Here is a 22863-nt window from a genome sequence, read left to right on the forward strand (position 1 = left end):
GCAACAGGGACCTGACCGGGGCTTTTCTGGAGCCGCCTGTCGGAATCGAACCGACGACCTATTCATTACGAGTGAATCGCTCTGCCGACTGAGCTAAGGCGGCGGGCGCTCCGTTGCCGGAGCGGCACGGGTCACAACTATACAGGTTCACACCAGCGAACGCGAAACGAGCGTGTCGAGGTCCGCGAACGACCGCTCGAGCTCGTCGACCAGGTGCGTCTCGGAACCGGCGTCCGACCACTCCCACCACGCGTGCCGGAGGGCCGCCAGCGCCACGAGGGACGCCAGACGCGCACGGCGACGCAGCGCGACGGGGTCGCCTGCCGTGCCCGCGCCCTCGAGCCGCGCGACGACGGCCCGCTCGATCTGCCCCTGGAACTCCTTCATCGACTCCATCCGCCGACTGAAGAGCTCGGGCGCGGCGCGGAGGACCTGCTGCCGCTCCTCGATCAGTCCGCGTTCCTCGATGAGCTCCCGGGTCGAGTGCACGAGCAACGCACCGAGGTCGGCAAGCAGGTCCCCCGACGGGCCGCCCGCGACGAAGTCCGCGAGCACCGAGTCCTCCGGCAACGTCGGGTCGTCCCCGAGGATCGCGCGTTCCTTGTTCGGGAAGTAGTTGAAGAACGTGCGCGGCGACACGTCGGCCCGGCGCGAGATCTCGTCCACCGTCACGGCCGCGAGGCCGTCGTCGATCGCGATGCGGAGCGCAGCCTGTTGGATCGCGAGACGGGTGGCGCGGCGCTTCCGCTCGCGCAGGCCGGGTTCTGCGTCGGACATGCGGCGATTGTCCCATGCGCGGCAGTGCGGCGGGATCGGAGGTGACACAGGGTGTGACCGGACGGGAGGCGCGGGACGGGCCCGCACCGTGCCTCCCGTCCGCGACGTGGTCGCGCGTGCGCGGTGCGCGTGCGCGGTGCGCGTGCGCCTGCGCTTGCGCTTGCGCTTGCGCGCAGTGTGCGAGGTGCCGCGCTGGGTGCGGGGCATCTCGGCTCGCACACTGGGCGAGACCTCGCACACTGCGGTACCTCGCACGCCGCGGAGCGGCGGGCGCCCCGTGGCGGGGTCAGCGGCGCGCGCGGGCGATCGTGACGAGCAGCGCCTCGAGTGCGAGCAGTGCCGCGACGTTCGCCGCGATGCGCTGGCGGGCGAGGGCGATCGCGTCGAGGACCTCGAGCGCAGCGGCCGGCGTCACCGACTGCCGTTCCCGGTCGAGGTGCTCGCGCATCGCCAGGTTGACCGGCTCCGCCGGGGCGCCGAGTCCGAGCAGCAGCAGGTCGCGGTAGAGCGACGAGACGTCCACGAGGATGCGGTCCAACCCGTCCCGGAGGCTCCGCGTCGCCCGGCGCTTCTGGTCCTCTTCCAGCACGCGCAACTGCGATCGCAGCGCCGGCGGGACCGTGCCACCCGGTTCGATGCCGAGCGACCGCATGGCGGCGTCGCGCTCCTCGCTGTCGCGCTGCTGCGTGATGGCCTTGGCGTCCTCGTCGGCGACCGCGAGGAGATCGGCCGCCGCCATCACGGCGTCCCCGACGGTCCGGACGCCGAGCACGGTGGTCAGGGTCCGACGGCGGCGCGCTCGAGCGTCCTCGCTCGTCGCCAACCGCTGCGCCATGCCGATGTGGCTCTGCGCCTGCCGCGCGGCGTCCATCGCGAGGGCACGGTCGACCCCCGTGCGTGCGACGAGCAGGTCGGCCACGGACTCGATGCCGGGCACCCGGAGCCGCACCGAACGCACTCGGGAGCGGATCGTCGGCAGCAGGTCCGCCTCACTCGGTGCACAGAGGATCCACACGGTGCGCTCGGGTGGTTCCTCGAGCGCCTTGAGCAGCAGGTTCGAGGTTCGTTCGGTCATCCTGTCGGCGTCCTCGATGATGACGACGCGGTACCGACCCACCGAGGGCGAGTAGTGCGACGAGGTCACCAGCTGCCGGATCTCGTCGATCGTGATGATGACCCGCTGCGTGGTGAGCACCGAGACATCCGGGTGCGTCTTCGCGGTGATCTGCTGCAGGGTGTGGTCGTCGTCCGGCCCGCTGCCGACGAGGGCCGCGGCGAAGGCGGAGGCCACGTTCGACCGTCCGGAGCCCGGCGGGCCGGTGATCAGCCACGAGTGCGTCATCCCGCCGGTGCCGTCGGGTGACTCGGCGGCGTTCCGCAGGGATGCGACCGCTTCCTCTTGCCCGGTCAGGCCGTCCCACACGCTCACGGGGCAATCCTGCCAGTCGCCACCGTCATCCCGCGTCGATCCCGACCAGGGGCGCCACCGCGGTGCGGATCGCCCGCTGGACGTCGTCAGCGGGTGCCGACGCGTCGACGACGAGGAACCGCTCGGGCTCGGCGTCCGCCATGTCCAGGAACGCTCGGCGGACGGTCTCGTGGAACGCCGCAGCCTCGGACTCGAGCCGGTCGAAGGTGTCCCCCCGCGCGGCGGCGACCCGGGCACGGCCGGCCGAGACGTCGAGGTCGAGCAGGATCGTCAGGTCCGGTACGAGGTCGTCCGTCGCCCACGCGGACACCGAACGGATGTGCTCGGCCCCGAGGCCACGCGCGACGCCCTGGTACGCCACCGAGGAGTCGATGTACCGGTCCTGCAGGACGACGTCACCCCGGGCGATGGCCGGTCGCACCAGGGTCTCGACGTGGTGCGCCCGGTCCGCGGCGTAGAGCAGTGCCTCGGCACGGGGCGCGACGTGCCCGCGCTCGTGGAGGACGATCTCGCGGATGCGCACCCCGAGGTCGGTGCCACCCGGCTCGCGGGTGCGGACGACGGTGCTCCCGTGCTCCTCGAGCCAGGCGGTCAGGAGCTCCGCCTGCGTCGTCTTGCCGGCGCCGTCGCCACCCTCGAGCGTGATGAACCGACCGGTCACTTCTTCTTGGCCGCCGGCTTCCGCGCGGGCGCCTTCTTCGCGGGCGCCTTCTTCTTCGCCGGACCCTTGGCACGCTTGTCCGCGATGAGTTCGACGGCGCGGGCGTGGTCGACGGCCTCGACGTCCTCGCCGCGCGGGATCGTCGCGTTCGTCTCGCCGTCGGTGACGTACGGTCCGAAGCGGCCGTCCTTCATCTTGATCGGCTTGCCGGACACCGGGTCGGCGTCGAACTCCTTGAGCGCGGCGCTCGCGGCACGGCGTCCGCCGTACTTCGGCTGCGCGAACAGCTCGAGGGCGCCCGGCAGGTCGATGTCGAAGATGGCGTCCTCGCCCGGGAGGGTCCGGGTGTCGGTGCCCTTCTTGAGGTAGGGGCCGTACCGACCGTTCTGGGCGGTGATGTCGTCTCCCGACTCGGGGTCGGTCCCGACGGTCCGGGGCAGGTCGAGCAGCTTCAGGGCGGTCTCGAGGTCGACCGTCTGCGGGTCCATCGACTTGAAGAGCGAGGCGGTGCGCTCCTTCGGCGCCGTGGCCTTCTTCGTCGTCTTCTTCGCCGGGGCCTTCTTGGCTGCGGTCTTCGTCGCGGCAGCGGCGGTGTCGTCCGTCGCGGTGGTGGACTCGGCCTTCGCCGCGGCGGTCGCGGCGGACTCGAGCACCTCGCCGGTGGTCGGGTCCACGGCGGGCTCCGGCTCCGGCGTGCGCTCCGTGACGTAGGGGCCGAACCGACCGTCCTTCGCCAGGACCTCCTTGCCGGACACCGGGTTGATGCCGACGACGCGGTCGCCGAGCACCGGCGCGTCCACCAGTTCGCGCGCCTTCTCGGCGGTGAGCTCGTCGGGCGCGAGGTCCTCGGGCACGTTCACCCGGCGGGGCTTCTCCGGGTCGTCGCTCGGCACCTCGATGTAGGGGCCGTACCGACCGATGCGCAGCGTCAGGCCGGGCGCGAGCTCGACCGAGTTGATCTCGCGCGCGTCGATCTCGCCGAGGTTGTCGATGACCGTGCGGAGGCCACGCTGGTCGCCGCCACCGAAGTAGAACTCCTTGAGCCAGTCGACCCGGTCGGCGTCGCCGTTCGCGATCTTGTCGAGGTCGGCTTCCATGTCGGCGGTGAACTGGTACTGCACCAGGTCGCCGAAGTAGTCCTCGAGCAGCCGCACCACGCTGAACGCGATCCAGTTCGGCACGAGCTGGGTGCCGCGCAGGGAGACGTAGCCGCGGTCGATGATCGTCGGGCTGATCGTGGGGAAGGTGGACGGACGCCCGATGTCGAGGTCCTCCAGCGTCTTGATCAGGCTCGCCTCGGTGTAGCGCGGCGGCGGCGTCGTGTCGTGCCCCTTGGCGACGACGTCGTCCACGCCGAGGTGCTCGCCCTCGTGCACGTCGGGCAGTGCCACGTCGTTGCCGGAGCGGTCGGAGGTCTCGTGGCGGTCCTCGTCCTTGCCCTCTTCGTAGGCGTTGAGGAACCCGCGGAACGTGATGACGGTGCCCGACGCCGTGAACTCGGCGTCGGTGCCCTTCGCCGTCGACGCGATGCCGTCGACCGACTCGTCCGAGGTGATGCCGAGCACGATGGACGCCGTCGACCCCTTGGCGTCCGCCATCTGCGAGGCGATCGTGCGCTTCCAGATGAGGTCGTAGAGGCGCCACTCGACACCGGTGAGGGTGCCCTGGAGCTGGGCCGGCGTCCGGAACGTGTCGCCCGCGGGCCGGATCGCCTCGTGCGCCTCCTGCGCGTTCTTGCTCTTGCTCGCGTAGACGCGGGGCTTGTCCGGCACGGTCTCGGCGCCGTAGAGGTCGGCTGCCTGCTTCCGCGCGGCGTCGAGCGCCTGCTTGGAGAGGTTCACCGAGTCGGTACGGATGTAGGTGATGTAGCCGTTCTCGTACAGCGTCTGCGCGGCACGGGCCGTCTGCCGCGGCGACAGGCGCAGCTTGCGGGCCGCCTCCTGCTGCATGGTCGAGGTCGTGAACGGCGCGGCCGGACGACGCGTGTACGGCTTCGACTCGACGCTGCGGACGGTGGCGTCGCCAGCGCGCTCGAGGACGGTGGTCAGGGCGGCAGCCGCTGCTTCGTCGAGGCGCACGGCGTCGCCCTTCAGCGCGCCACGGTCGTCGAAGTCACGGCCCGAGGCGACCCGGGTGCCCTGGACTCGGGCGAGCCGAGCGGTGAAGGCGGCGTCGCCCTCCTTCTCGAAGCGCGCGCTGAGGTCCCAGTAGTTGGCGGACACGAACGCCAGGCGCTCGCGTTCACGGTCGACCACGAGGCGGGTGGCGGCGGACTGCACGCGACCGGCGGAGAGGCCGGGGCCGATCTTCCGCCAGAGCACCGGCGAGACCTCGTACCCGTACAGACGGTCGAGGATGCGGCGGGTCTCCTGGGCGTCGACGAGCGCGGTGTCGAGTTCGCGGGTGGCCTCCTGCGCGCGCTGGATGGCCTCCTTCGTGATCTCGTGGAACACCATCCGCTTGACGGGCACCTTGGGCTTGAGGACCTGGAGGAGGTGCCAGGCGATCGCTTCGCCTTCGCGGTCCTCATCAGTCGCGAGGTAGAGCTCGTCGGCTTCCTTGAGGGCACGCTTGAGTTCGGAGACCGTCTTCTTCTTGGCGTCGGACACCACGTAGTAGGGCTCGAAGCCGTTGTCGACGTCCACCGAGAACTTGCCGAGGGAGCCCTTCTTGAGTTCCGCGGGCAGGTTCTTGGGCTCGACGAGGTCCCGGATGTGTCCGACGGACGCCTGGACCTCGTATCCGTCACCGAGGTATTGCGCGATCGTCTTGGCCTTCGCGGGGCTCTCGACGATGACGAGCTTCTTCGTGCCTGGCACGTGTCTCCTTGATCGATGGTGCTCGTCGGCCCTGGACCACGAGCGGGTCCGGGTCGTCCGGGGCACCGGTGACCGGGGGCCGACAGGCACACCATACACATAGTGTTCGGGCTGGTCGTCCGCCGGCCCGGCGACCGCGACTGCGCCCACGGCGAACGGTCCGGTCCCCACGACGACGCGGAGCCGGGCCGTGGCCGCGGCGATCCGGCACGTGTCGACCGATGCACGGTTGGCTGCCACGACGCGGGCCGCGATCGTGCACGGGTCGCCGGGCACGAGCCCGACTGCGGCCGCGGCCGCGGCGAGCGCCGCCGTGTCGGCAGCGGCTCCGGCACGGACGGTCGCGACCCGGACACCTGCCGCGGCGAGCGCTCCCGCGACGAGGAGGAACGCGACGCCCACGACGGCCGTCACGAGCACCGTCGCGGATCCTCGGTCCGTTCCCCCGTGCCGAGCCGATCGCCGTGCGGGACCCACCGTGGAGCGTGTCATCACCGTCCACCGCCCGCGGCGCACCCAGTGACCCGCAGCGGGACCGCGGCGAACGGGCCGGTCCCGCCACGTCCGGCGTCGACGCAGACGACGTCCCCGTCGTGTCGGACGGTCAGGCTCGCGCCCGGTGCGATGCGGGCAGCCGCGCTCCGTCCGGCATCGTCGTCGCCGCGCCCGATCGCCCGCGCCGCCGTGATGGCGGCGAGCTCCAACCGTCCCAGGGTGTCGACGACGAGCACGGCGGCGACGAGGGAGGTGAGCACGAGGGCCACGACGGGCAGCACCACCGCGAACTCGACGCTCACGGTCCCGCGGTCAGAGGGAGAGTGCGCCACGGACCAGGTCCGAGAGCATCGCCTGCACCTCGCCGGATCGCATGACCGCGACGAGGACCCCGGCGAAGGCCACGGCGGCGAGGATGACGACCGCGTACTCGGCGGTGGCAGACCCGCGGTCGTCGCGCAGCCGTGGCGTCCAGGGTGCGCGACGGGGACGGCGACGTGGTGCGCGCCGAGCTGCACGCTGCGACGAGCGCCGTGGGGGCCGCAGTGCGGTGGTCGTGTGGGTCATGGTGTTCCGTCCTTCCGGGGAGTGATGGGTCCAGCCTCGCGACGGCGGGCGTGTGCCGGGGGCTGCGATCCGGATCCGTGGACGGTTCACCCGGTGCCGATGCCTGTGGAGGAGAGGACCCCGATCACGACCGGGACGACCCCGACGAGCACGAACGCCGGCAGCACGCACACACCGAGGGGCAGGACGAGCCGGACGGCCAGTCGCTCCGCCGCCGCGAGACCCGCGGCCGCGGCGTCGTCGCGGACGTCCTCGGCGGCGGACCGGAGCAGCGCTGCCGCCGGCACCCCGGCACGCTGTGCGAGGGCCATGACCTCACGGAGCCGCGCACCGTCGCCACCGGGTACCGCACCGCCGAACGCGGCCCGCACCGCTGCCCCTCCCGCCGCCCACGATCCCCCGCCCGACACCGCGACCGCCCACGCGTCGAGGAGGATCCCGGGCACGTGCCCGTCCGGTGCGGCAGCCCGGACGAGTCGCCCCGTCCACGCCCGCCCCACGAGCACCAGGACCGTGGCGACTGCGCAGCACCCCCAGCCGATCGGCGTCCCCACCAGGACCTGCACCGCGCCGGCGCCCCACGTCGACCCCAGCGCGAGCCCGAGGACGGGCAGGGCGAGCACGACCCGGGCGCTGGCGCGTGGTCCAGCGAGCGCCACGCGGACCGCACGGTCGGACGCGGCGGACCGTCGGAGCGCCCCGGCGAGCGCGCGGAGCACGACCGCGACCGGTGCGCCGGTGCGCTCGGCGACCCGGAGCACGGCCGCGACGTCCTGCCAGGCGGGGTCGTCGTGCCGGGGGAACCCGCCCACCAGGTCCCAGGCTCGTGGCGGGGGCACGCCCGCGGCGACGAGCGTCGCCACACGGTCGAGCGTCCGCGCCCCCGCAGCCGCGGGAGCCCCCGCCGCAGCTCCCGCAACCGCAGCGACCCCCGCAGTTCCCGCATCCCCGGCCGCCCCCGGCCGTGGACCCGATCGCCCGATCACGGGAGGCGGTCCGCCGGACGCACGTCGAGCCTCCCGTCCGGGCCCACCCGCACCACGCCGACGGCGCCGACCCGCCGACGTCCCACGTGTCGTTCGACGTGGAGGACGAGGTCGAGCGCGCTGACCGCCTGCCGGGCGAGCGCTTCGGGCCCGAGGCCGGCGAGCGCTCCGAGTGCCTCGAGCCGAGCGGCCACGTCACCCAGGCCGTTGGCGTGCACGGTGCCGGCCCCGCCGTCGTGTCCGGTGTTGAGCGCCGACAGCAGCTCGCGGACCTCGGCGCCGCGGCACTCCCCCACGACGATCCGGTCGGGACGCATGCGGAGGGCTTCGCGCACGAGCCGGTCGAGACCCAGCGCGCCGGCGCCCTCGGCGTTCGCCTGGCGACCTTCGAGCCGGACGACGTGCGGGTGGTCGATCCGGAGCTCGGCGACGTCCTCGACGGTGACGATCCGTTCGTGCGTCGGCACCTCACCGAGCATCGCCGCGAGCACGGTGGTCTTGCCGCTCCCCGTCGCCCCGGTGACGAGCACGTTGCTCCGCCGCTCGACGGCACGTTCGACGACCGCCCGCGGGACCCGGTCGAACACCCCCAGCCGCTCGAGCGTCGTCAGGGTGGGCAGCTCGGGGCGCGGGAGGCGGATGGACACCGCAGTGCCGCCGACGGACACCGGGGCGAGCACGACGTGCACGCGGATGCCGTCGCCGTACCGGACGTCGGCGCACGGGGTGGTCTCGTCGACGTGCCGCCCGCCGAGGGAGACGAGTTCGGCGGCGAGGGCACGGACACGTGCTTCCGGCAGCGTCGGCCCGACCCGTTCGAGTCCGGTGCCGCGGTCGATCCACGTCCCCGTGCCGCCCACGACGAGCACGTCGGTGACGTCGGCATCGGTGACCAGGGCGGCGAGTTCCTCGAAGTCGGTCGCCACGACGGCACGTCGCCGACGTGGTCGTGCGGCGCCGGGCAGGAAGGGCGGCGGATCCGGCGCGGTCGGGGTCTCGGCACGGTGTCGGTGCATGGGAGACGACGGTAGGAGGTGCGACGTCCGCCCGGATCGGGGCACAACGCGCCGTGCAGAACCCCCGCACCGTCCACAGCAACGGACCGATTTGTCCCCCGAAACGGAAACCCGTACCCCACTCGGTGTCCGACTGCGGAACGGCGTCTCGGCCCACGGCGCGCCCACGGGCGACTGGTGGCGAACGCAACACCATGCCTGGTCACCGCTCGCCGATTCCATGCAAGAGCATGGACAGGTCTGTCCACCGTTCGGCATGTCCATGCGGATCGACCGGATGTGGTGCGGTGCAGGATCACACAGGCTCGGGCGATCGGACCCGGAAAACAGAAGAGGCGGCACCGGTTGGGGGGAACAGGTGCCGCCATGACATCGGTGGATTGGGGGGAATCCGAACCGTTGCCGCCGGAAACAAGTCCAGCGGGATCTACTGTACCCCATGAACGGCCCCACCGGGCAACCCCCGACACGACTTCCGGGCGCGCCGCGCGTCGCCGCACCGTCCTCCGGCGCCGCAGCCATGGTGCCGCCACCCCGCCCGGGCTGGGAGCACCCCGGTGCCGCCACCCCGTCCGGGCCGGGGGTAGTCTCCGACTGCACGCTTCCGCCGCGACGACGGCTGCAGCACGGCCGGGACGACGGCTGCGCACCGCAGTCCCCGCGACGGCTGCTCCCTGCGACCGCAACGACGCGAAAGGACATCGATGTCCACACCGACCCAGACCGACCCCCGCAACGACGACGGAGCGACGTTCCCGCCTCCGCCGGAGTTCGTCGCCGACGCGATCGCGCACGAGGACCTCCACGAGGCCGCCGCCGCCGACCGCGAGGCGTTCTGGGCGGAGCAGTCCCGCAGCCTGCTCGACTGGCGCACGCCGTTCACGCAGACCCTGGACTGGTCCGGCGCCCCGTTCGCGAAGTGGTTCGCCGACGGCACGCTCAACGTCGCCGAGAACTGCCTCGACCGCCACGTGCGGGCCGGCAACGGCGACCGGGTCGCCATCCACTTCGAGGGTGCCCCGGGCGACACCCGGCGGATCACCTACGCCGAGCTGACCGCCGAGGTGCAGCGCGCCGCGAACATGCTCGAATCCCTCGGGGTGACCCGAGGCGACCGCGTCGTCGTCTACCTGCCACTCATCCCCGAGGCCGTCGTCACGATGCTCGCCGTCGCCCGGATCGGCGCGGTGCACTCCGTGGTGTTCGGCGGGTTCAGCGCCGAGAGCCTCCGTGCCCGCATCGAGGACGCCGGCGCGAAGCTCGTCGTCACCGCGGACGGCGGCTGGCGGCGCGGGGCGGTCTCCCCGCTCAAGCCCGCGGTCGACCAAGCACTCACCGGGGACGGCACCGACAGCGTCGAGCACGTGCTCGTCGTCAAGCGCGGCGGCAACGAGATCGCCTGGACCGACCGTGACCTGTGGTGGCACGACGAACTGGCGAAGGCGGACGCCACGCACGAGGCGCAGGCCTTCCCCGCCGAGAACCCCCTCTTCATCCTCTACACCTCGGGCACCACCGGGAAGCCGAAGGGCATCGTGCACACCTCCGGCGGGTACCTGACGCAGGCGGCCTACACGCACAAGAACGTCTTCGACATGCACCCGGAGAAGGACGTCTACTGGTGCACCGCCGACATCGGGTGGATCACCGGGCACTCCTACGTCGTCTACGGCCCCCTCGCGAACGGCGTGACGCAGGTCCTGTACGAGGGCACCCCCGACGAGCCGAAGCCGGGTCGCTGGTGGGACCTGGTGGACGCGTACGGCGTGACCGTCCTGTACACCGCACCGACCGCGGTGCGCGCGGCGATGAAGGCCGGACGCGAGATCCCAGAGGCCCGCAGCCTCGAGACCCTGCGGCTCCTCGGCAGCGTCGGCGAACCGATCAACCCCGAGGCCTGGCAGTGGTACCGGCAGGTCATCGGCCACGACCGGACGCCGATCGTCGACACGTGGTGGCAGACCGAGACCGGCGCGATCATGATCTCCGCCCTCCCCGGCGTCACGAAGCTCAAGCCCGGCGCCGCCCAGACCCCGCTGCCCGGCATCGTCGCCGAGATCGTCGACGACGACGGCAACCGCGCCGACCCCGGGCAGAGCGGCTACCTCACCATCACGGAGCCCTGGCCGTCGATGGCCCGCGGCATCTGGGGCGACCCGGACCGCTTCGTCGAGACGTACTGGTCACGGTTCCCCGGCCGCTACTTCGCCGGTGACGGTGCCCGACTCGACGGGCAGGGCGACATCTGGGTGCAGGGCCGGGTGGACGACGTCATGAACGTGTCCGGACACCGGCTGTCGACCGCCGAGATCGAGTCCGCGCTGGTCGGGCACGAGGGCGTCGCCGAGGCCGCCGTCGTCGGCGCGGCGGACGAGACCACCGGTCAGGCGGTCGTCGCGTTCGTGATCCTGACGGCCGAGGCAGCCGCCGGTGTCGACCGGGACGCCGCGGCGACCGAGCTGCGGGACTGGGTCGGCAAGCGGATCGGTGCGATCGCGAAGCCCCGGCAGGTCGTGGTCGTCCCGGAGCTTCCGAAGACCCGCTCCGGCAAGATCATGCGTCGCCTCCTCCGCGACGCCGCGGAGGGTCGCCGCATCGGCGACACGACGACGCTCGCCGACCCGACGATCATGGCGACCATCGCCGAACTCGTGTAGCAGGGACGACGCGAGCCGCGCCTCCAGGCAGATCCGCCGGGAGGCGCGGCTCGCGTCGTTCGCGCCGCTGACGGCCCGTCAGTCGGCGAGTTCGACCACCAGCTCGACCTCGACCGGCGCGTCCAGCGGGAGCACGGCGACGCCCACCGCGCTGCGCGCGTGGACGCCGGCGTCGCCGAACACCTCGCCGACCAGGGTGGACGCGCCGTTGGCAACGCCAGGCTGCCCGGTGAAGGTCGGGTCGCTGGCGACGAACACGGTGACCTTGACGACCCGGGCGACCCGGTCGAGCGACCCGGCGACCGACTCCACCGCGGCGAGGGCGTTCAGCGCGGCCGTCCGCGCCTCGGCGGTGGCGGTCTCGGCGTCGACCGAGGCGCCGACCTTGCCGGTGACGGGCAGCGCGCCGTCGACGAACGGCAGTTGGCCGGCCGTGTAGACGTACCGGCCGGTCACGACCGCCGGGACGTACGCGGCGACCGGCGCGGCGACCGACGGGATCGTCAGCCCGAGCTCCGCGAGTCGCTCCGCGACGCTCACGCGTCGGCCTTCGGGCGCTTCAGGTAGGCGACGAGTCCGCCCTCCGGTCCGGTGACGACCTGGACCAGCTCCCAGCCCTCGTCCCCGAAGTTGTTGAGGATGGCGGTGGTGTTGTGGATGATCAACGGGGTCGTGAGGTATTCCCAGCGAGTCATGGAGATCCTTGCCAGCCTTTCAGTCGGCGGTGTCGTTTAGGCTGCATCCTATGTCTGCCCAGAAGACGTCTGCCTCGCGGACCAAGCCCGTCTCTGCAGTCGGCGCCTTCGTCGGATTCGTCGGTTTCAGTGTGCTCGCCGGTCTGCTCGTCACGATCGGGGTCACCCCCGCGATCGCGGTCGCCGGTGTCACGACGACGTCGACGATCGGTGTGTTCGAGTCGCTGCCGGAGTACATCGAGATCGGTGACCTCCCGCAGCGCAACGAGCTGTACGCGTACCAGGGCGGCAAGAGCGTGCACTTCGCGACGGTCTACGACCAGAACCGTCAGGAGCTCAAGTTCGACCAGATCAGCGACCAGCTGAAGAACGCGGCCATCGACGGCGAGGACAAGCGCTTCTACGACCACGGCGGCGTCGACATGACCTCGCTGGTGCGCGCGGGCGTCGGCTCGCTCGCCGGCGGGCTCGGTGAGTCCGGCGGTGGCTCGACGCTGACGATGCAGCTCGTGCGCAACATCAAGATGAACCAGGCCCTCGAGCTGCCCACGCAGGAAGAGCGCCTCAAGGCCTACAACGACGCCGTCGAGCAGACCATCCCCCGCAAGCTCGAGGAGATGAAGCTCGCGATCGGCCTCGCGAAGAAGTACACCCACAAGGAGATCCTCACCGGGTACCTCAACATCGCGTACTTCGGCGACCAGACCTACGGCGTGCAGGCCGCGGCGCAGCACTACTACAACAAGAGCGCGACCGACCTCACGCCGGCCGAGGCCGCCTCGATCCTCGCGATCGTGCAGTCCCCGAACACGCGCAACCTGTCGAACCCGAAGTACTACGACGCCAACGTCGCGCGCCGCAACGTCATCCTCAAGTCGATGTACGCGCAGAAGCACCTCACGAAGGCCGAGTACGACCAGGCCGTCGCGTCGAACCCGAAGGACTACGTCCACCTGACCCAGCCGTCGCAGGGCTGCAAGGCATCGGTCGGCGACGGCTCGCAGTTCTTCTGCGACTACGCCGTGCAGGTCGTCAAGGAGATGACCCAGCTCGGTGCCACGCAGAAGGAACGCGACACCGCCTGGCGCAACGGTGGCTACACGATCCAGACCACGCTGGACATCGACGCCAACGCCACCCAGAAGCAGGTCCTCAACACCTACGACAACAAGGCCGAGACCGCGTTCAAGCTCGGAGCCGCCTTCGACTCGGTCGAGGTCGGTACCGGCCGGATCCTGACGATGGCGCAGAACAAGGACTACGACCAGTCCCTACAGTCCCCGCCGACGTCCACGTCGATCAACTACAGCGTCGACAAGAAGTACGGCGGCGGCATCGGCTTCCAGGTCGGTTCGACGTACAAGGTGTTCACGCTGCTCGACTGGCTCAAGGCCGGGCACGGTCTGAACGAGGTCGTCAACGGCACGCCGCACAACACCCCCGTGTGGCAGCACTGTGGCGAGCCGACGTACACGAACTGGGCACCGAAGAACGACTCGATCGGCGAGAAGGGCAACTTCACCGTCATCGCCGCGACCGCTGCCTCGGTGAACGCCGCCTTCGCGTCGATGGGTGCGAAGCTCGACCTCTGCGACATCAAGCAGACCGCCGAGGACTTCGGCGTGCACTCCGGTGACGACAAGACCGAGCTGAACTCGTACCCGTCGTCGATCCTCGGTACGAACAACATCGCACCGCTGACCATGGCCGCCGCGTACGCCGGCATCGCCAACAACGGCACCTTCTGCGCCCCGATCGCGATCGACCAGGTCACGAACGCCGACGGCAAGAAGCTCGGTGGACAGCCGAAGACGTGCAAGCAGGTCGTCGACCCGTCCGTCGCACAGTCCGCGGTCTACGCCATGAAGCGCACGATCTCCGGCGGCACCGCGGTCGGTGCGCAGACCTACGACGGCACCCAGCTGTTCGGCAAGACCGGCACCACGGACGACGCCGACCAGATCTGGCTCGTCGGCGGGAGCACGCGCGTCGCCACGGCCTACTGGCAGGGCAACACCGACGGCGGCAAGAACAACCTCCGTCACTACTACAACGGCGTGAACGGGACCTACGCGGGCGCCCGTGCCGATGTCTGGCGCCAGGCGCAGACGCCGCTCAACGCGCTCTACCCGGCCGGGCCCTTCACCGACCCGTCGGCCTCGGCGCTACGCGGCAACAGCAAAGCCGTGCCGAACGTGGCCGGCAAGAGCGCAGCGGACGCGAAGGCGACCCTCGCCGCATCTGGGTTCACCTACGTCGACGGCGGCGTACAGGCCGGCGGGGGCACCCCCGGGACCGTCTCGTCGACGTCGCCGGCTGCCGGGTCGTTGCTGTCCAGCGGCTCGAGCGTGACGGTGTACACCACCGACGGCTCGCAGGTGACCGTGCCGGACGTGCGCGGGAAGTCCATCCAGGACGCCCGAGCCGAGTTCGGCAACGCGGGTCTCGGCAGCGTCGAGGTCCTCGACGAGTACGCGAAGGGCGGCGGTGACAAGGAGTGCCTGGTCGCCGCGATCGCTCCCGGGCCCGGGATGACGGCTGCACGCGACTCCGACGTCAAGGTCAAGCTGTACGGCGACAAGGACGGCAAGGCACCGGAGAAGTGCAAGTGACCCGTGGTCGCGCCGCTGTCGGGGTCCTCGCAGCGGGCGCGGCCGTCGGGGCGGCGACGGCGGCGTGGGGTTCCCTCGTCGAGCGTCGCCGCTTCGGCATCCGGTGGGAGACCGTCCCGGTGCTCCCGCCCGGATCGCGCGACGTGGTGGTCCTGCACCTGTCCGACATCCACATGGCGCCGTGGCAGGCCGACAAGCAGCAGTGGCTGCGCGACCTGAGCCTGGTCGAGCCGGACTTCATCGTGAACACCGGCGACAACCTCGGCCACCCGACCGCCAACGCCGCGGTGGAGTACGCGCTCGAGCCGTTCCGGGGCGTGCCCGGCGCCTTCGCGCACGGGTCGAACGACTTCTACGGTCCGTCGCCGCGCAACCCCTTCAAGTACTTCTCCGGCCCGAGCACGATGCACGCCGAACGGCGCCCGGTCGAGCTCGACATCGACCGGCAGACCGCGTTCTTCGAGTCGCTCGGCTGGCTCGACGTCAACGACCGCGCGCACGCCATCGAGCTCCGCGGGTCCCGCTTCGAGCTCTTCGGCACGTCCGACGCGCACCGCGGCTGGGACCGGCTCGACCTCCTGCCCACCAACGTCGACGAGATGCGCAGCGACGTGCCGTGGTCGGAGGACGAGGACGGTCCCTCCCCCGTCGCGATCGGCATCACGCACGCGCCGTACCGCCGGGTCCTCGACGCGTTCGTCACCCAGGGCGCGGACATCGTCTTCGCCGGGCACACCCACGGCGGCCAGGTCCAGGTCCCCGGTGTCGGGGCACTCGTCACGAACTGCGACCTGCCGCGCCGGTACGTCAGCGGGCTGCACAAGTGGCAGCACCGCGGGCACTGGTCCTGGCTCGAGGTCTCGGCGGGGCTCGGCACGTCGATCTACGCGCCGGTGCGGTTCTCCTGCCGACCCGAGGCCGTCGTCGTCACGCTGACCGCCCGCACGGAGTGACCCCGGCGCAGCGACGCGCCCGGGAGTTCGCTCGATGGTCACGAGCACACCCGATCATCGGATAGACTTCCAGGGTTGCTCCGGCCACGGAGTGATCACACCGCGGGGTGTGGCGCAGCTTGGTAGCGCGCCTCGTTCGGGACGAGGAGGTCGCAGGTTCAAATCCTGTCACCCCGACACTGTGTTGAGACAGTACGACGAAGGCCCTGGTTCTCCGGAACCAGGGCCTTCTGCTGTGTGCACCGCGAACACGGGCACCGTGCCCACGGGGGCCGTGCCCACGGGCACTGCGTCCACGGGCACTGCGTCCACCAGCACTGTGTCCTCGGGTACATCCCGATCGCGTGACGATCTCCCGCCGGACCACGCCGGGATACGCTCGATCCGCCATGGACATCCCCGCGCCGCTCGCCTCCGTCCTCGCGCAGATCGGTGCGCGCTTTCCCGAACTCGCAGACGACCCCGCGATGGCGCAGAGCCTGCTCGAGAACGTCACGTCGATGGTCACCGAGGCGCACGAGCGCTACGCCGCCGGCGCCGAGTCCAGCGTGGTCAGCGACGCGTACCTGGACCCGGCGCACCTCGCCACCGGAGCACTCCACGCCGAGCACGCCCAGCACCCGGCCGGCGCGATGCTCGCTGCCGAGGTGCTCTTCGACGCGTACCTGCCCGTGTTCGTCGACGAGGTCGGAGCCGTCAGCACCGCCGACGTCCTGCGCGCCACGAGAGCCCTGCACGCCGGCATCTGGAGCCGTTTCCCCGCGGGGGCCATCGCCTACACGGAAGCGCTCCGGCAGCGCGTCACGACGGCGCACATGGACTCCCGCACGCAGATCGCGCGTGACCTGCACGACCGGGTGGCGCACGGCATCCTCGCCGGATTGCAGCGGATCGACCTCACGCTCCTGACAGACCCGCCCGCGCCGGCGCGGACGGCACAGCTCGAGGACGCCGCGCGGCTGCTGCGGAGCGCCCTCGGTGAGGTCCAGGACCTGGCGGTCTCGCTGCACGCCCGGGTCGGCGACGACGACCTCGACGCCGCGCTCGCCCGCCACGCGAAGGACCTCTTCCCGGCAGAGAGCGCCATCGGACTCGTGTCGACCGGCACACCCGTCGCACTGCCGAACTGGAAGGCCGAAGAAGCCCTCACCATCCTGCTCGAGGCACTCACGAACTGGCGGAAGCACGCGTCCGGCTCGACGGCGACGGTCCGGTTCGACTGGACCGGCAGCGCGGTCACCGTCACGGTCGCCGACGACGGCCCCGGCTTCGACACGAGCGCAGCCGCGGACGGTCGGCTCGGACAGCTCACGATGCGCGAACGAGCGGGCCTCATCGGCGCAGTGCTCGCTGTCGAGAGCACCCCCGGCGAGGGCACCACGGTCCGCCTGACGATCCCGGCGGGTGCACGGTGACCGGCGTCACCCACGTCGCGATCGTCGACGACCACCGTCTCTTCCGCGAGGGTCTGGCGACGATCCTGTCGTCCGTCCCCACCATCCGCGTCCTCGCGCACGGCGAGCGGCCCGCCGACGTGCTCGACTCCCCCGAGGCGGCGGCGATCGACGTGCTGCTCCTCGACGTCGAGCTCGACGGTCCCCCGGCGCGGACCACCATCGCCACAGTGCGACGCAACCACCCCGGCATCGCCGTGGTCGTGCTGACCATGCACCGCGACGCCGTGCTCCGTCGGGCGCTCCTCGACGCGGGCGCCGTGGACTTCGTCACGAAGGACACCCCGAGCCGTGAACTCGTCGACCGCATCGTGCGGGCCACGAGCACCGACGCCGCACCGGTGACGTTCCCGATCGACCTCGTCACCGAGGCACGGGCCGGCTCACCACTCAGTGACCGCGAGCTCGAGGTGCTGCGGCTCATCGCGGCCGCACGGTCGAACGCCGAGATCGCCTCGGACCTCGGCCTGGCGGTCGGCACGGTGAAGCGGCACGTCTACAACGTGTTCCGGAAGCTCGACGTGGGGTCCCGGGTCGCCGCGATCGCCACCGCGGGCCGCCTCGGGCTGCTCGCCTGACCCGTCCGACGCGCTTCGTGAGCAGCAGTGGTCGGGTCGTCCACGACGACCCGACGATTCCTGCTCACCAAGTGCACGAGCACGAGCACGAGCACGCGCACGAGCACGCGCACCGCGCGCCCCCACGAGCACGAACGCACGCGCGCCCGCACCCGGCGCTACACGGCGGCGCCGGCCCCCGCACGCACGAGCCGCCCCGCCGCGTGCAGCCTGGCGACGACGTCGAGCGCCTGGTGCCGGTACCGCGCCTGCGCAGCCCCCGGTGCGACGATCACGCCGTCCGCCCCGGTCGACTCGACCAGCGCGTTGATCTTCGCCGCGACCTCGTCGGCGCTGCCGTAGGCCTGCCGCTCGGTGCGCGCCGCGATGAACCGCCGCTCGAGGTCGCTGAACTCGTACGCTCGGGCCTCCTCCATCGAGACCGGCTCGGGCTTCGCCCCCTGCCGCATCCGGATGAACGAGATCATGCCGGGGGCACTCTGCTCCTCGATGACCGCCGGGTCCTCGTCCGTCACGACCTGCACGCCGATGAGCGCGTTCGGCGTCTGCCGGAAGCGCGAGGGCCGGAACGAGTCCCGGTACAGCGCGAGCGCCGCCTCGGTGTTGTCCGAGGCGAAGTGGTGCGCGAAGGCGAACGAGACGCCGAGCGCGCCCGCGACCTGGGCGCTGTACCCGGAGGACCCGAGCAGCCAGAACTCCGGCACGTCCCCGTACCCGGGCACCGCGCGGATGCGGGAGAGCGGGTTGTCCGCGTCCATCCCGGTGAAGAAGCCGATCAGGTCCGCCAGCCGGTCCGGGAAGTCGTCGACGTCGAGGCGGTCGGTGCGGCGGAGCGCCATCGCGGTCGCGCCGTCGGTGCCCGGCGCGCGTCCGAGCCCGAGGTCGACCCGGTCGCCGTACAACGCCCGGAGCGTGCCGAACTGCTCCGCGATCACGAGTGGCGCGTGGTTCGGCAGCATCACGCCACCGGAACCGATCCGGATCGTGGACGTCGCAGCCCCGACCGCGCTGAGGAGCACCGCGGGCGCCGACGAGGTGATGCCGGGCATGCCGTGGTGCTCGGCGACCCAGAAGCGTTCGTAGCCGAGCTTCTCGGCGTGCACCGCCATGTCGATGGAGCCCTGCAGGGCTTCGGTGTTGGACTGGCCGTACTCTCGGGTCGCCAGGTCGAGGACGGACAGGTGCACGGATGCGTCGCTCATGTGGGCACCAACGCCACCCGGCGCACCGGCATTCCGGACCGCCCGACGGACGGGAGGCGCGGTGCGGGCCCGCCCCGCGCCTCCCGGCCGTCACCTGCGCACGACGCGACCCGCGGGTCGCACCCAGGGCAGGCGGTCAGTCGCCGTCGAGACGTCCGCCGGACTCCGTCAGGTAGCAGTTCGCGCACAGCGACTCGTAGGTGACGTCGACGCCGTCGATCGCCACCTGCGACCCGTCGAAGACGAACCGGCCGTCGACCTTGCGGGCGTTGAAGACCGCCTTGCGACCGCAGCGGCAGATGGTCTTGAGCTCCTCGAGGGAGTGCGCGACCTCGAGCAGCCGGGCGCTCCCGGGGAACGCCTCGGTGCGGAAGTCGGTGCGGATGCCGTAGGCGATCACCGGCACCTCGTCGAGGACGGCGATCCGGAGCAGGTCGTCGACCTGCCGGGGCGTCAGGAACTGCGCCTCGTCCACCAGGACGCAGCTGACCGGACGGACCATGCCGTCCAGCCGACCGGACTCGGGGTCGGTCGCGCCGGCGGTCGTCACGGCGTCACGGACGTCGGCGTCGGGCGTGAAGACGATGTCCACGGTCCGGGTGACGCCGAGCCGCGACACGATCTCCCGGTCGCCCTTGGTGTCCACCGACGGCTTCGCGAGCAGGACACGGTGACCGCGCTCCTCGTAGTTGTAGGCGGCCTGCAGCAACCCGGTGCTCTTGCCGCTGTTCATCGCGCCGTACCGGAAGTAGAGCTTCGCCACTACGCGAGGAACCCGTCCTCGGCGGCGCGGCGGATCAGGTCGGACTTCTTCGACGCAGGGCGGCCCACCTTGCTGTACTTCTCGCGGACCCGGCGGAGGTAGGTCTTCGCGGTCTCGTACTGCACGTTCATCTGCGCGGCGACCTCGTTCGTCGAGTACCCCGACACGTACAGCCGCAGCGCCTCTTCCTCGCCGTGGCTGAGCTTCGGCCGCTGGTGCGCGTTCGCGCCCGTCGGCAGCGGACGCCAGTCGCGCTGCGGCGGGGTGTCCCGGGCGACGCCCATGATCTCGCGCGCGACGTCCATGACCTCGCGCATCGGCAGCGACTTCGACAGGAACGCGGCGGCGCCGGCGGCGAGCGCACGGTCGCGGGACTCTCGGCTGTCGACGCTCGACAGGACGATCACCTTCGCGCCGGCGGCACGGCAGGTGCGCACGCGGGCCTCGATCGACACGGGTTCCTTCAACTGGAAGTCGAGGAACACCAGGTCCGTCGGGAAGTTCTCGCTGTGCACCATCTCGAGCCACGTGTGGGCCGTCAGGGCGAGGTCGAAGTCGAAGGCGTTCACCGCGATCCAGCTCGACAGGCTGTCCAACAGCACCTCGTGGTCGTCGAGGATCGCCAGCCGCACGCGTCGTGTCCCCGGGTTCGGGAGGGCGGGCATGCCCTCCGTGATCCGGCTCGGGTCAGTGCTGGTCATAGGAGAACCTTAGTGCGAGGGCGGAGGGTCGGACGGCGACGTCCAGGTCGGGGAAGGTCACGCGGAGGACCGCGAAGTACGGGTCGAAGGTGCGGTGGATGCCGACGTCCGAGTCGGCGACGGCGAGGTCGATCGACACCGTCACCCGGTCCGGCGCGTCCGGGGTGCGGCCGATCGTCGCGCGGAACCCCGCCGGGTCGACCGTCCGTGCCCGCAGCGCCGCGCGGAGGAACGTCCGCACCACGGTGCGCTGGTCGGCGTCGAGGGTCGCGATCAGGCCGTCCGGGTCGTCCACGACGGCCGTGGTGCCGGCGGGCACGGCGACGCCGGGCGCGACGATCCCGCCCTCCGCCGCCACCGCGTGCTCGAACCAGGTCCGGTCGGCGTCGGCGACCATCGAACGCCGGATGCCGTCCGCGATGGCACGGGCACGGGCACGGTCGGCGTCGGTGATGACCTCGCGCGTCCGGAGCTCCGCGAAGAACGGCGCGACGTCACGGGCGAGGATCGTCGAGCGGTCCTGCTGCACGCTCGCCGCGATGCCGTCCCGCTCCGCGCGCTCCACGGAGTACGAGCCGGCGCGGATCTGCACCCGCTCGGCCAGCCCGGCGAACGTCCACGCGAACACCGCAGAGGCCGCCGTCAGCACGAGCGTCGGCGCCGCCGCGAGGAAGGCCGCCACCGCCACGGGGACGTGGTGCGGGAACGCCGCTGCACCGGCACCCCACGCAGCGCCGGCGACGACCGCCAGCACGCCGCCACCCACCGCGAGGTCGGTCCACGGCCGGTACGGCGCGGTCATCACGATGCCGGTCGCGGTCAGCAGGGACATGAAGTCGTTCAGGGCGCTGCGGTCCGGTCCCCACTGCGCAGCGACGCTCGTCACCGTGGCAGCGGCGAGCAGCGCGACGTGCACCACGAACGCCCACCGCGGGAACGGCGCACGGAAGGGACTCGACGCGACGAACACCACCGCGCCGGACGCCGCGACGAGCAGCACGGTGAGCGCGCTGAGGGTCGGGCTGCCCACGACGTCGCGGTCGAACACGGACACCAGCAGGGACCAGACGACCCCGCAGGCACCGAGGAAGATCGCCAGCGGGCGGGACCCCATCGCGCCGAGCGGGTCGTACTGCTGCGCGGTGCGGGACACGTCGGCGCGGCTCACCGGTGCGCTCCCGTACCGTCCGGCGCCGCCGTCGACACTCCCCCGGTGGACGCGGCGTACGGCACCGTCATCATCACGCTCGTGCCCGACCCGGGCGACGACCAGACCTGCACGTCGCCGCCGACCCGGCCGATGCGCTCCCGGACCGAGCCGCGCAGGCCCATCCGGTCGGGGCTCGTCTCGGACTCGTCGAAGCCCCGGCCGTCATCGACCACCATCACGGTGCAGGCGAGACCGTCGTCGAAGACGCTCACCTCGGCGGCGTCCGTCCCCGCGTGCTTCCGGACGTTCGCCAGGCATTGCCCCACCGCGCGGAGGACCGCGGTCAGGGCAGGGTCGTCGAGTCGTCCGAGCGCGGCCGGGTCACCCGTCACCGAGACGGTGAGCCCGAGGTCCCGGTGTTCGTCGACCATGTGCTCGAACGCACGGATCGCCGCCCCGGGCTCCGGACGCGTCGGCTGCGCCCCGGGGGCCAGCCACTCCTTGCCGGTCAGCATCGCGACGTCGGCCTCGACGGTCCGGGCGAGCTGCGGGTCGATGGGCCCGTCGGGCGCGAGCGCGATCGCCCCGAGGTGGTTGAGCACGGTGTCGTGCAGGATCGCGGCGGCCTCGGCCTCGACCCCGGCGCGGTACGCGGACACGTGCTCCTCCCGCGCGGACCGCAGCAGCTCGGGCTGCACCCGTTCGGACCGAGCGGTGTTCCGGCTCGTGAAGAGGACGAGGGCGATCACGAACGCGAGCGTCACCCACGCGAGCACCAACGGGTGCGCTCGGCCGCCCTCCTGCAGGATCGCGATCGAGGTGGCTGCGCGGCCGACGACGAACCCGGCGATCGACCACAGCGCCACCCGGCCGGCGACGGCACCGGCGCCGCCGACGAGCACGAGCGGGATGACCGACAACGACAGCAGGTAGGACGCCACCCAGCCGGCCGGCACCTCGCGCTGCACGACGACCGCGAACCACCACGCGCAGACCCCGCCGACGAGCAGGAACGCGACCGCGGAGCGCGACGTGCCGAACTGCACGTGCACCGCGATCATCCCGAGCATCGGGACGAGCGCCAGCACACCGCCGACGATGCGCACGTCCGGATCGGCGAGGCGGTAGAGCACGAGGGTGATCGCCGCGGCAGCCAGCGACCCGATGGCCGCCGCGTGGAAGGCGCGCACGGTCGACCACGCGTTCACTCGCGGAGCGAGGTGCGTGGGGATGCCGAGCACGGGTGGGGGGTCCTTCCGGACGATGGGAACGCCGTCCACGATCCAACCACTGTTGGGACGATCGTGTACCCCGAATCCCGGGGAGATCGGCGACCCGGTCGATGATA

At 71.8% G+C, this 22863-nt stretch carries 20 protein-coding genes and 2 tRNA genes; 6 read left to right on the forward strand and 16 right to left on the reverse strand.

Annotation, left to right across the window (positions count from 1 at the left end; all coding sequences use genetic code 11):
• Positions 1-27: 27 nt before the first annotated feature.
• From ACRQ4B_RS14270 to ACRQ4B_RS14310, 9 genes are all read right to left on the reverse strand, one after another.
• Positions 28-103, reverse strand: a tRNA-Thr gene (locus ACRQ4B_RS14270).
• Between the two features lie 44 nt (positions 104-147).
• The gene (locus tag ACRQ4B_RS14275) at positions 148-777 is read right to left on the reverse strand and encodes a TetR/AcrR family transcriptional regulator (RefSeq protein ID WP_439692074.1); all 630 of its coding nucleotides are present in this window, start codon (positions 775-777) and stop codon (positions 148-150) included.
• Positions 778-1063: 286 nt separating this feature from the next.
• Entirely contained in the window at positions 1064-2206 is a 1143-nt protein-coding gene (locus ACRQ4B_RS14280; protein ID WP_439692075.1) for a DNA polymerase III subunit delta', read from the reverse strand.
• A gap of 25 nt (positions 2207-2231) precedes the next feature.
• On the reverse strand, positions 2232-2867 hold the full coding sequence (gene tmk / locus ACRQ4B_RS14285; protein WP_439692076.1) for a dTMP kinase: 636 nt from the start codon (positions 2865-2867) through the stop codon (positions 2232-2234).
• Positions 2864-5686 (reverse strand): type I DNA topoisomerase, encoded by a 2823-nt coding sequence (gene topA / locus ACRQ4B_RS14290; protein WP_439694406.1) that lies wholly within the window; start codon positions 5684-5686, stop codon positions 2864-2866. Before topA ends, tmk begins: the two co-directional genes overlap by 4 nt.
• A gap of 491 nt (positions 5687-6177) precedes the next feature.
• The gene (locus ACRQ4B_RS14295) at positions 6178-6483 is read right to left on the reverse strand and encodes a TadE family type IV pilus minor pilin (RefSeq protein ID WP_439692077.1); all 306 of its coding nucleotides are present in this window, start codon (positions 6481-6483) and stop codon (positions 6178-6180) included.
• Positions 6484-6493: 10 nt separating this feature from the next.
• Positions 6494-6748, reverse strand: a complete 255-nt coding sequence (locus ACRQ4B_RS14300) for a DUF4244 domain-containing protein (RefSeq protein WP_439692078.1) — start codon at positions 6746-6748, stop codon at positions 6494-6496.
• Positions 6749-6834: 86 nt separating this feature from the next.
• Positions 6835-7734: a type II secretion system F family protein gene (locus ACRQ4B_RS14305; RefSeq protein ID WP_439692079.1), complete on the reverse strand. Its 900-nt coding sequence runs from the start codon at positions 7732-7734 to the stop codon at positions 6835-6837.
• Positions 7731-8750: a CpaF family protein gene (locus ACRQ4B_RS14310; protein ID WP_439692080.1), complete on the reverse strand. Its 1020-nt coding sequence runs from the start codon at positions 8748-8750 to the stop codon at positions 7731-7733. Before ACRQ4B_RS14310 ends, ACRQ4B_RS14305 begins: the two co-directional genes overlap by 4 nt.
• Before the next feature lie 704 nt (positions 8751-9454).
• Between ACRQ4B_RS14310 and acs the strand changes: the two genes are divergently transcribed.
• Positions 9455-11407: an acetate--CoA ligase gene (gene acs, locus ACRQ4B_RS14315; RefSeq protein WP_439692081.1), complete on the forward strand. Its 1953-nt coding sequence runs from the start codon at positions 9455-9457 to the stop codon at positions 11405-11407.
• A gap of 78 nt (positions 11408-11485) precedes the next feature.
• Here acs and ACRQ4B_RS14320 read toward each other — a convergent pair whose 3' ends face one another.
• Together ACRQ4B_RS14320 and ACRQ4B_RS14325 are read right to left on the reverse strand one after the other, a co-directional pair.
• Positions 11486-11947, reverse strand: a complete 462-nt coding sequence (locus ACRQ4B_RS14320) for a RidA family protein (RefSeq protein WP_439692082.1) — start codon at positions 11945-11947, stop codon at positions 11486-11488.
• A complete protein-coding gene (locus tag ACRQ4B_RS14325; RefSeq protein WP_022907077.1) occupies positions 11944-12102 on the reverse strand; it encodes a hypothetical protein in 159 nt (52 codons plus the stop codon). The genes ACRQ4B_RS14320 and ACRQ4B_RS14325 overlap by 4 nt, the downstream gene beginning before the upstream one ends.
• A 50-nt stretch (positions 12103-12152) precedes the next feature.
• Here ACRQ4B_RS14325 and ACRQ4B_RS14330 point away from each other — a divergent pair, with 50 nt between their 5' ends.
• The 5 genes from ACRQ4B_RS14330 to ACRQ4B_RS14350 all read left to right on the forward strand — a co-directional run bounded on the left by ACRQ4B_RS14330 (position 12153) and on the right by ACRQ4B_RS14350 (position 17699).
• The gene (locus ACRQ4B_RS14330) at positions 12153-14714 is read left to right on the forward strand and encodes a transglycosylase domain-containing protein (protein ID WP_439692083.1); all 2562 of its coding nucleotides are present in this window, start codon (positions 12153-12155) and stop codon (positions 14712-14714) included.
• Positions 14711-15667 carry a metallophosphoesterase gene (locus tag ACRQ4B_RS14335; protein WP_439692084.1) on the forward strand — a complete coding sequence of 319 codons (957 nt, stop codon included), beginning with the start codon at positions 14711-14713 and terminating at the stop codon, positions 15665-15667. The genes ACRQ4B_RS14330 and ACRQ4B_RS14335 overlap by 4 nt, the downstream gene beginning before the upstream one ends.
• Positions 15668-15770: 103 nt before the next feature.
• Positions 15771-15844: transfer RNA gene (locus ACRQ4B_RS14340), tRNA-Pro, on the forward strand.
• Positions 15845-16056: 212 nt separating this feature from the next.
• The gene (locus ACRQ4B_RS14345) at positions 16057-17082 is read left to right on the forward strand and encodes a sensor histidine kinase (RefSeq protein WP_439692085.1); all 1026 of its coding nucleotides are present in this window, start codon (positions 16057-16059) and stop codon (positions 17080-17082) included.
• Positions 17079-17699: a response regulator gene (locus ACRQ4B_RS14350; RefSeq protein WP_439692086.1), complete on the forward strand. Its 621-nt coding sequence runs from the start codon at positions 17079-17081 to the stop codon at positions 17697-17699. The genes ACRQ4B_RS14345 and ACRQ4B_RS14350 overlap by 4 nt, the downstream gene beginning before the upstream one ends.
• A 158-nt stretch (positions 17700-17857) precedes the next feature.
• On the opposite strand, the gene ACRQ4B_RS14355 is transcribed toward ACRQ4B_RS14350, so the two are convergent.
• From ACRQ4B_RS14355 to ACRQ4B_RS14375, 5 genes are all read right to left on the reverse strand, one after another.
• The gene (locus ACRQ4B_RS14355; protein WP_439692087.1) at positions 17858-18901 is read right to left on the reverse strand and encodes an LLM class flavin-dependent oxidoreductase; all 1044 of its coding nucleotides are present in this window, start codon (positions 18899-18901) and stop codon (positions 17858-17860) included.
• Between the two features lie 136 nt (positions 18902-19037).
• On the reverse strand, positions 19038-19664 hold the full coding sequence (locus tag ACRQ4B_RS14360) for a thymidine kinase (RefSeq protein WP_439692088.1): 627 nt from the start codon (positions 19662-19664) through the stop codon (positions 19038-19040).
• Complete coding sequence (locus tag ACRQ4B_RS14365; protein WP_439692089.1) at positions 19664-20365, reverse strand: response regulator transcription factor; 702 nt, start codon at positions 20363-20365, stop codon at positions 19664-19666. Before ACRQ4B_RS14365 ends, ACRQ4B_RS14360 begins: the two co-directional genes overlap by 1 nt.
• Positions 20352-21533, reverse strand: coding sequence for a hypothetical protein (locus ACRQ4B_RS14370; protein ID WP_439692090.1), 1182 nt, complete (start codon positions 21531-21533; stop codon positions 20352-20354). Before ACRQ4B_RS14370 ends, ACRQ4B_RS14365 begins: the two co-directional genes overlap by 14 nt.
• The gene (locus ACRQ4B_RS14375) at positions 21530-22795 is read right to left on the reverse strand and encodes a sensor histidine kinase (RefSeq protein ID WP_439692091.1); all 1266 of its coding nucleotides are present in this window, start codon (positions 22793-22795) and stop codon (positions 21530-21532) included. The genes ACRQ4B_RS14370 and ACRQ4B_RS14375 overlap by 4 nt, the downstream gene beginning before the upstream one ends.
• Between the last annotated feature and the right edge of the window lie 68 nt (positions 22796-22863).

Source organism: Curtobacterium sp. SP.BCo, from assembly GCF_051903265.1.
Classification (GTDB): Bacteria; Actinomycetota; Actinomycetes; order Actinomycetales; family Microbacteriaceae; genus Curtobacterium.

Bases quoted from the DNA above. Each gene is read 5' to 3' on its own strand.
- ACRQ4B_RS14275 (WP_439692074.1), bottom strand. From the start codon at position 777: ATGTCCGACGCAGAACCCGGCCTGCGCGAGCGGAAGCGCCGCGCCACC.
- ACRQ4B_RS14300 (WP_439692078.1), bottom strand. From the start codon at position 6,748: ATGACCCACACGACCACCGCACTGCGGCCCCCACGGCGCTCGTCGCAG.
- ACRQ4B_RS14310 (WP_439692080.1), bottom strand. From the start codon at position 8,750: ATGCACCGACACCGTGCCGAGACCCCGACCGCGCCGGATCCGCCGCCC.
- acs (WP_439692081.1), top strand. From the start codon at position 9,455: ATGTCCACACCGACCCAGACCGACCCCCGCAACGACGACGGAGCGACG.
- ACRQ4B_RS14325 (WP_022907077.1), bottom strand. From the start codon at position 12,102: ATGACTCGCTGGGAATACCTCACGACCCCGTTGATCATCCACAACACC.
- ACRQ4B_RS14330 (WP_439692083.1), top strand. From the start codon at position 12,153: ATGTCTGCCCAGAAGACGTCTGCCTCGCGGACCAAGCCCGTCTCTGCA.
- ACRQ4B_RS14345 (WP_439692085.1), top strand. From the start codon at position 16,057: ATGGACATCCCCGCGCCGCTCGCCTCCGTCCTCGCGCAGATCGGTGCG.
- ACRQ4B_RS14355 (WP_439692087.1), bottom strand. From the start codon at position 18,901: ATGAGCGACGCATCCGTGCACCTGTCCGTCCTCGACCTGGCGACCCGA.
- ACRQ4B_RS14365 (WP_439692089.1), bottom strand. From the start codon at position 20,365: ATGACCAGCACTGACCCGAGCCGGATCACGGAGGGCATGCCCGCCCTC.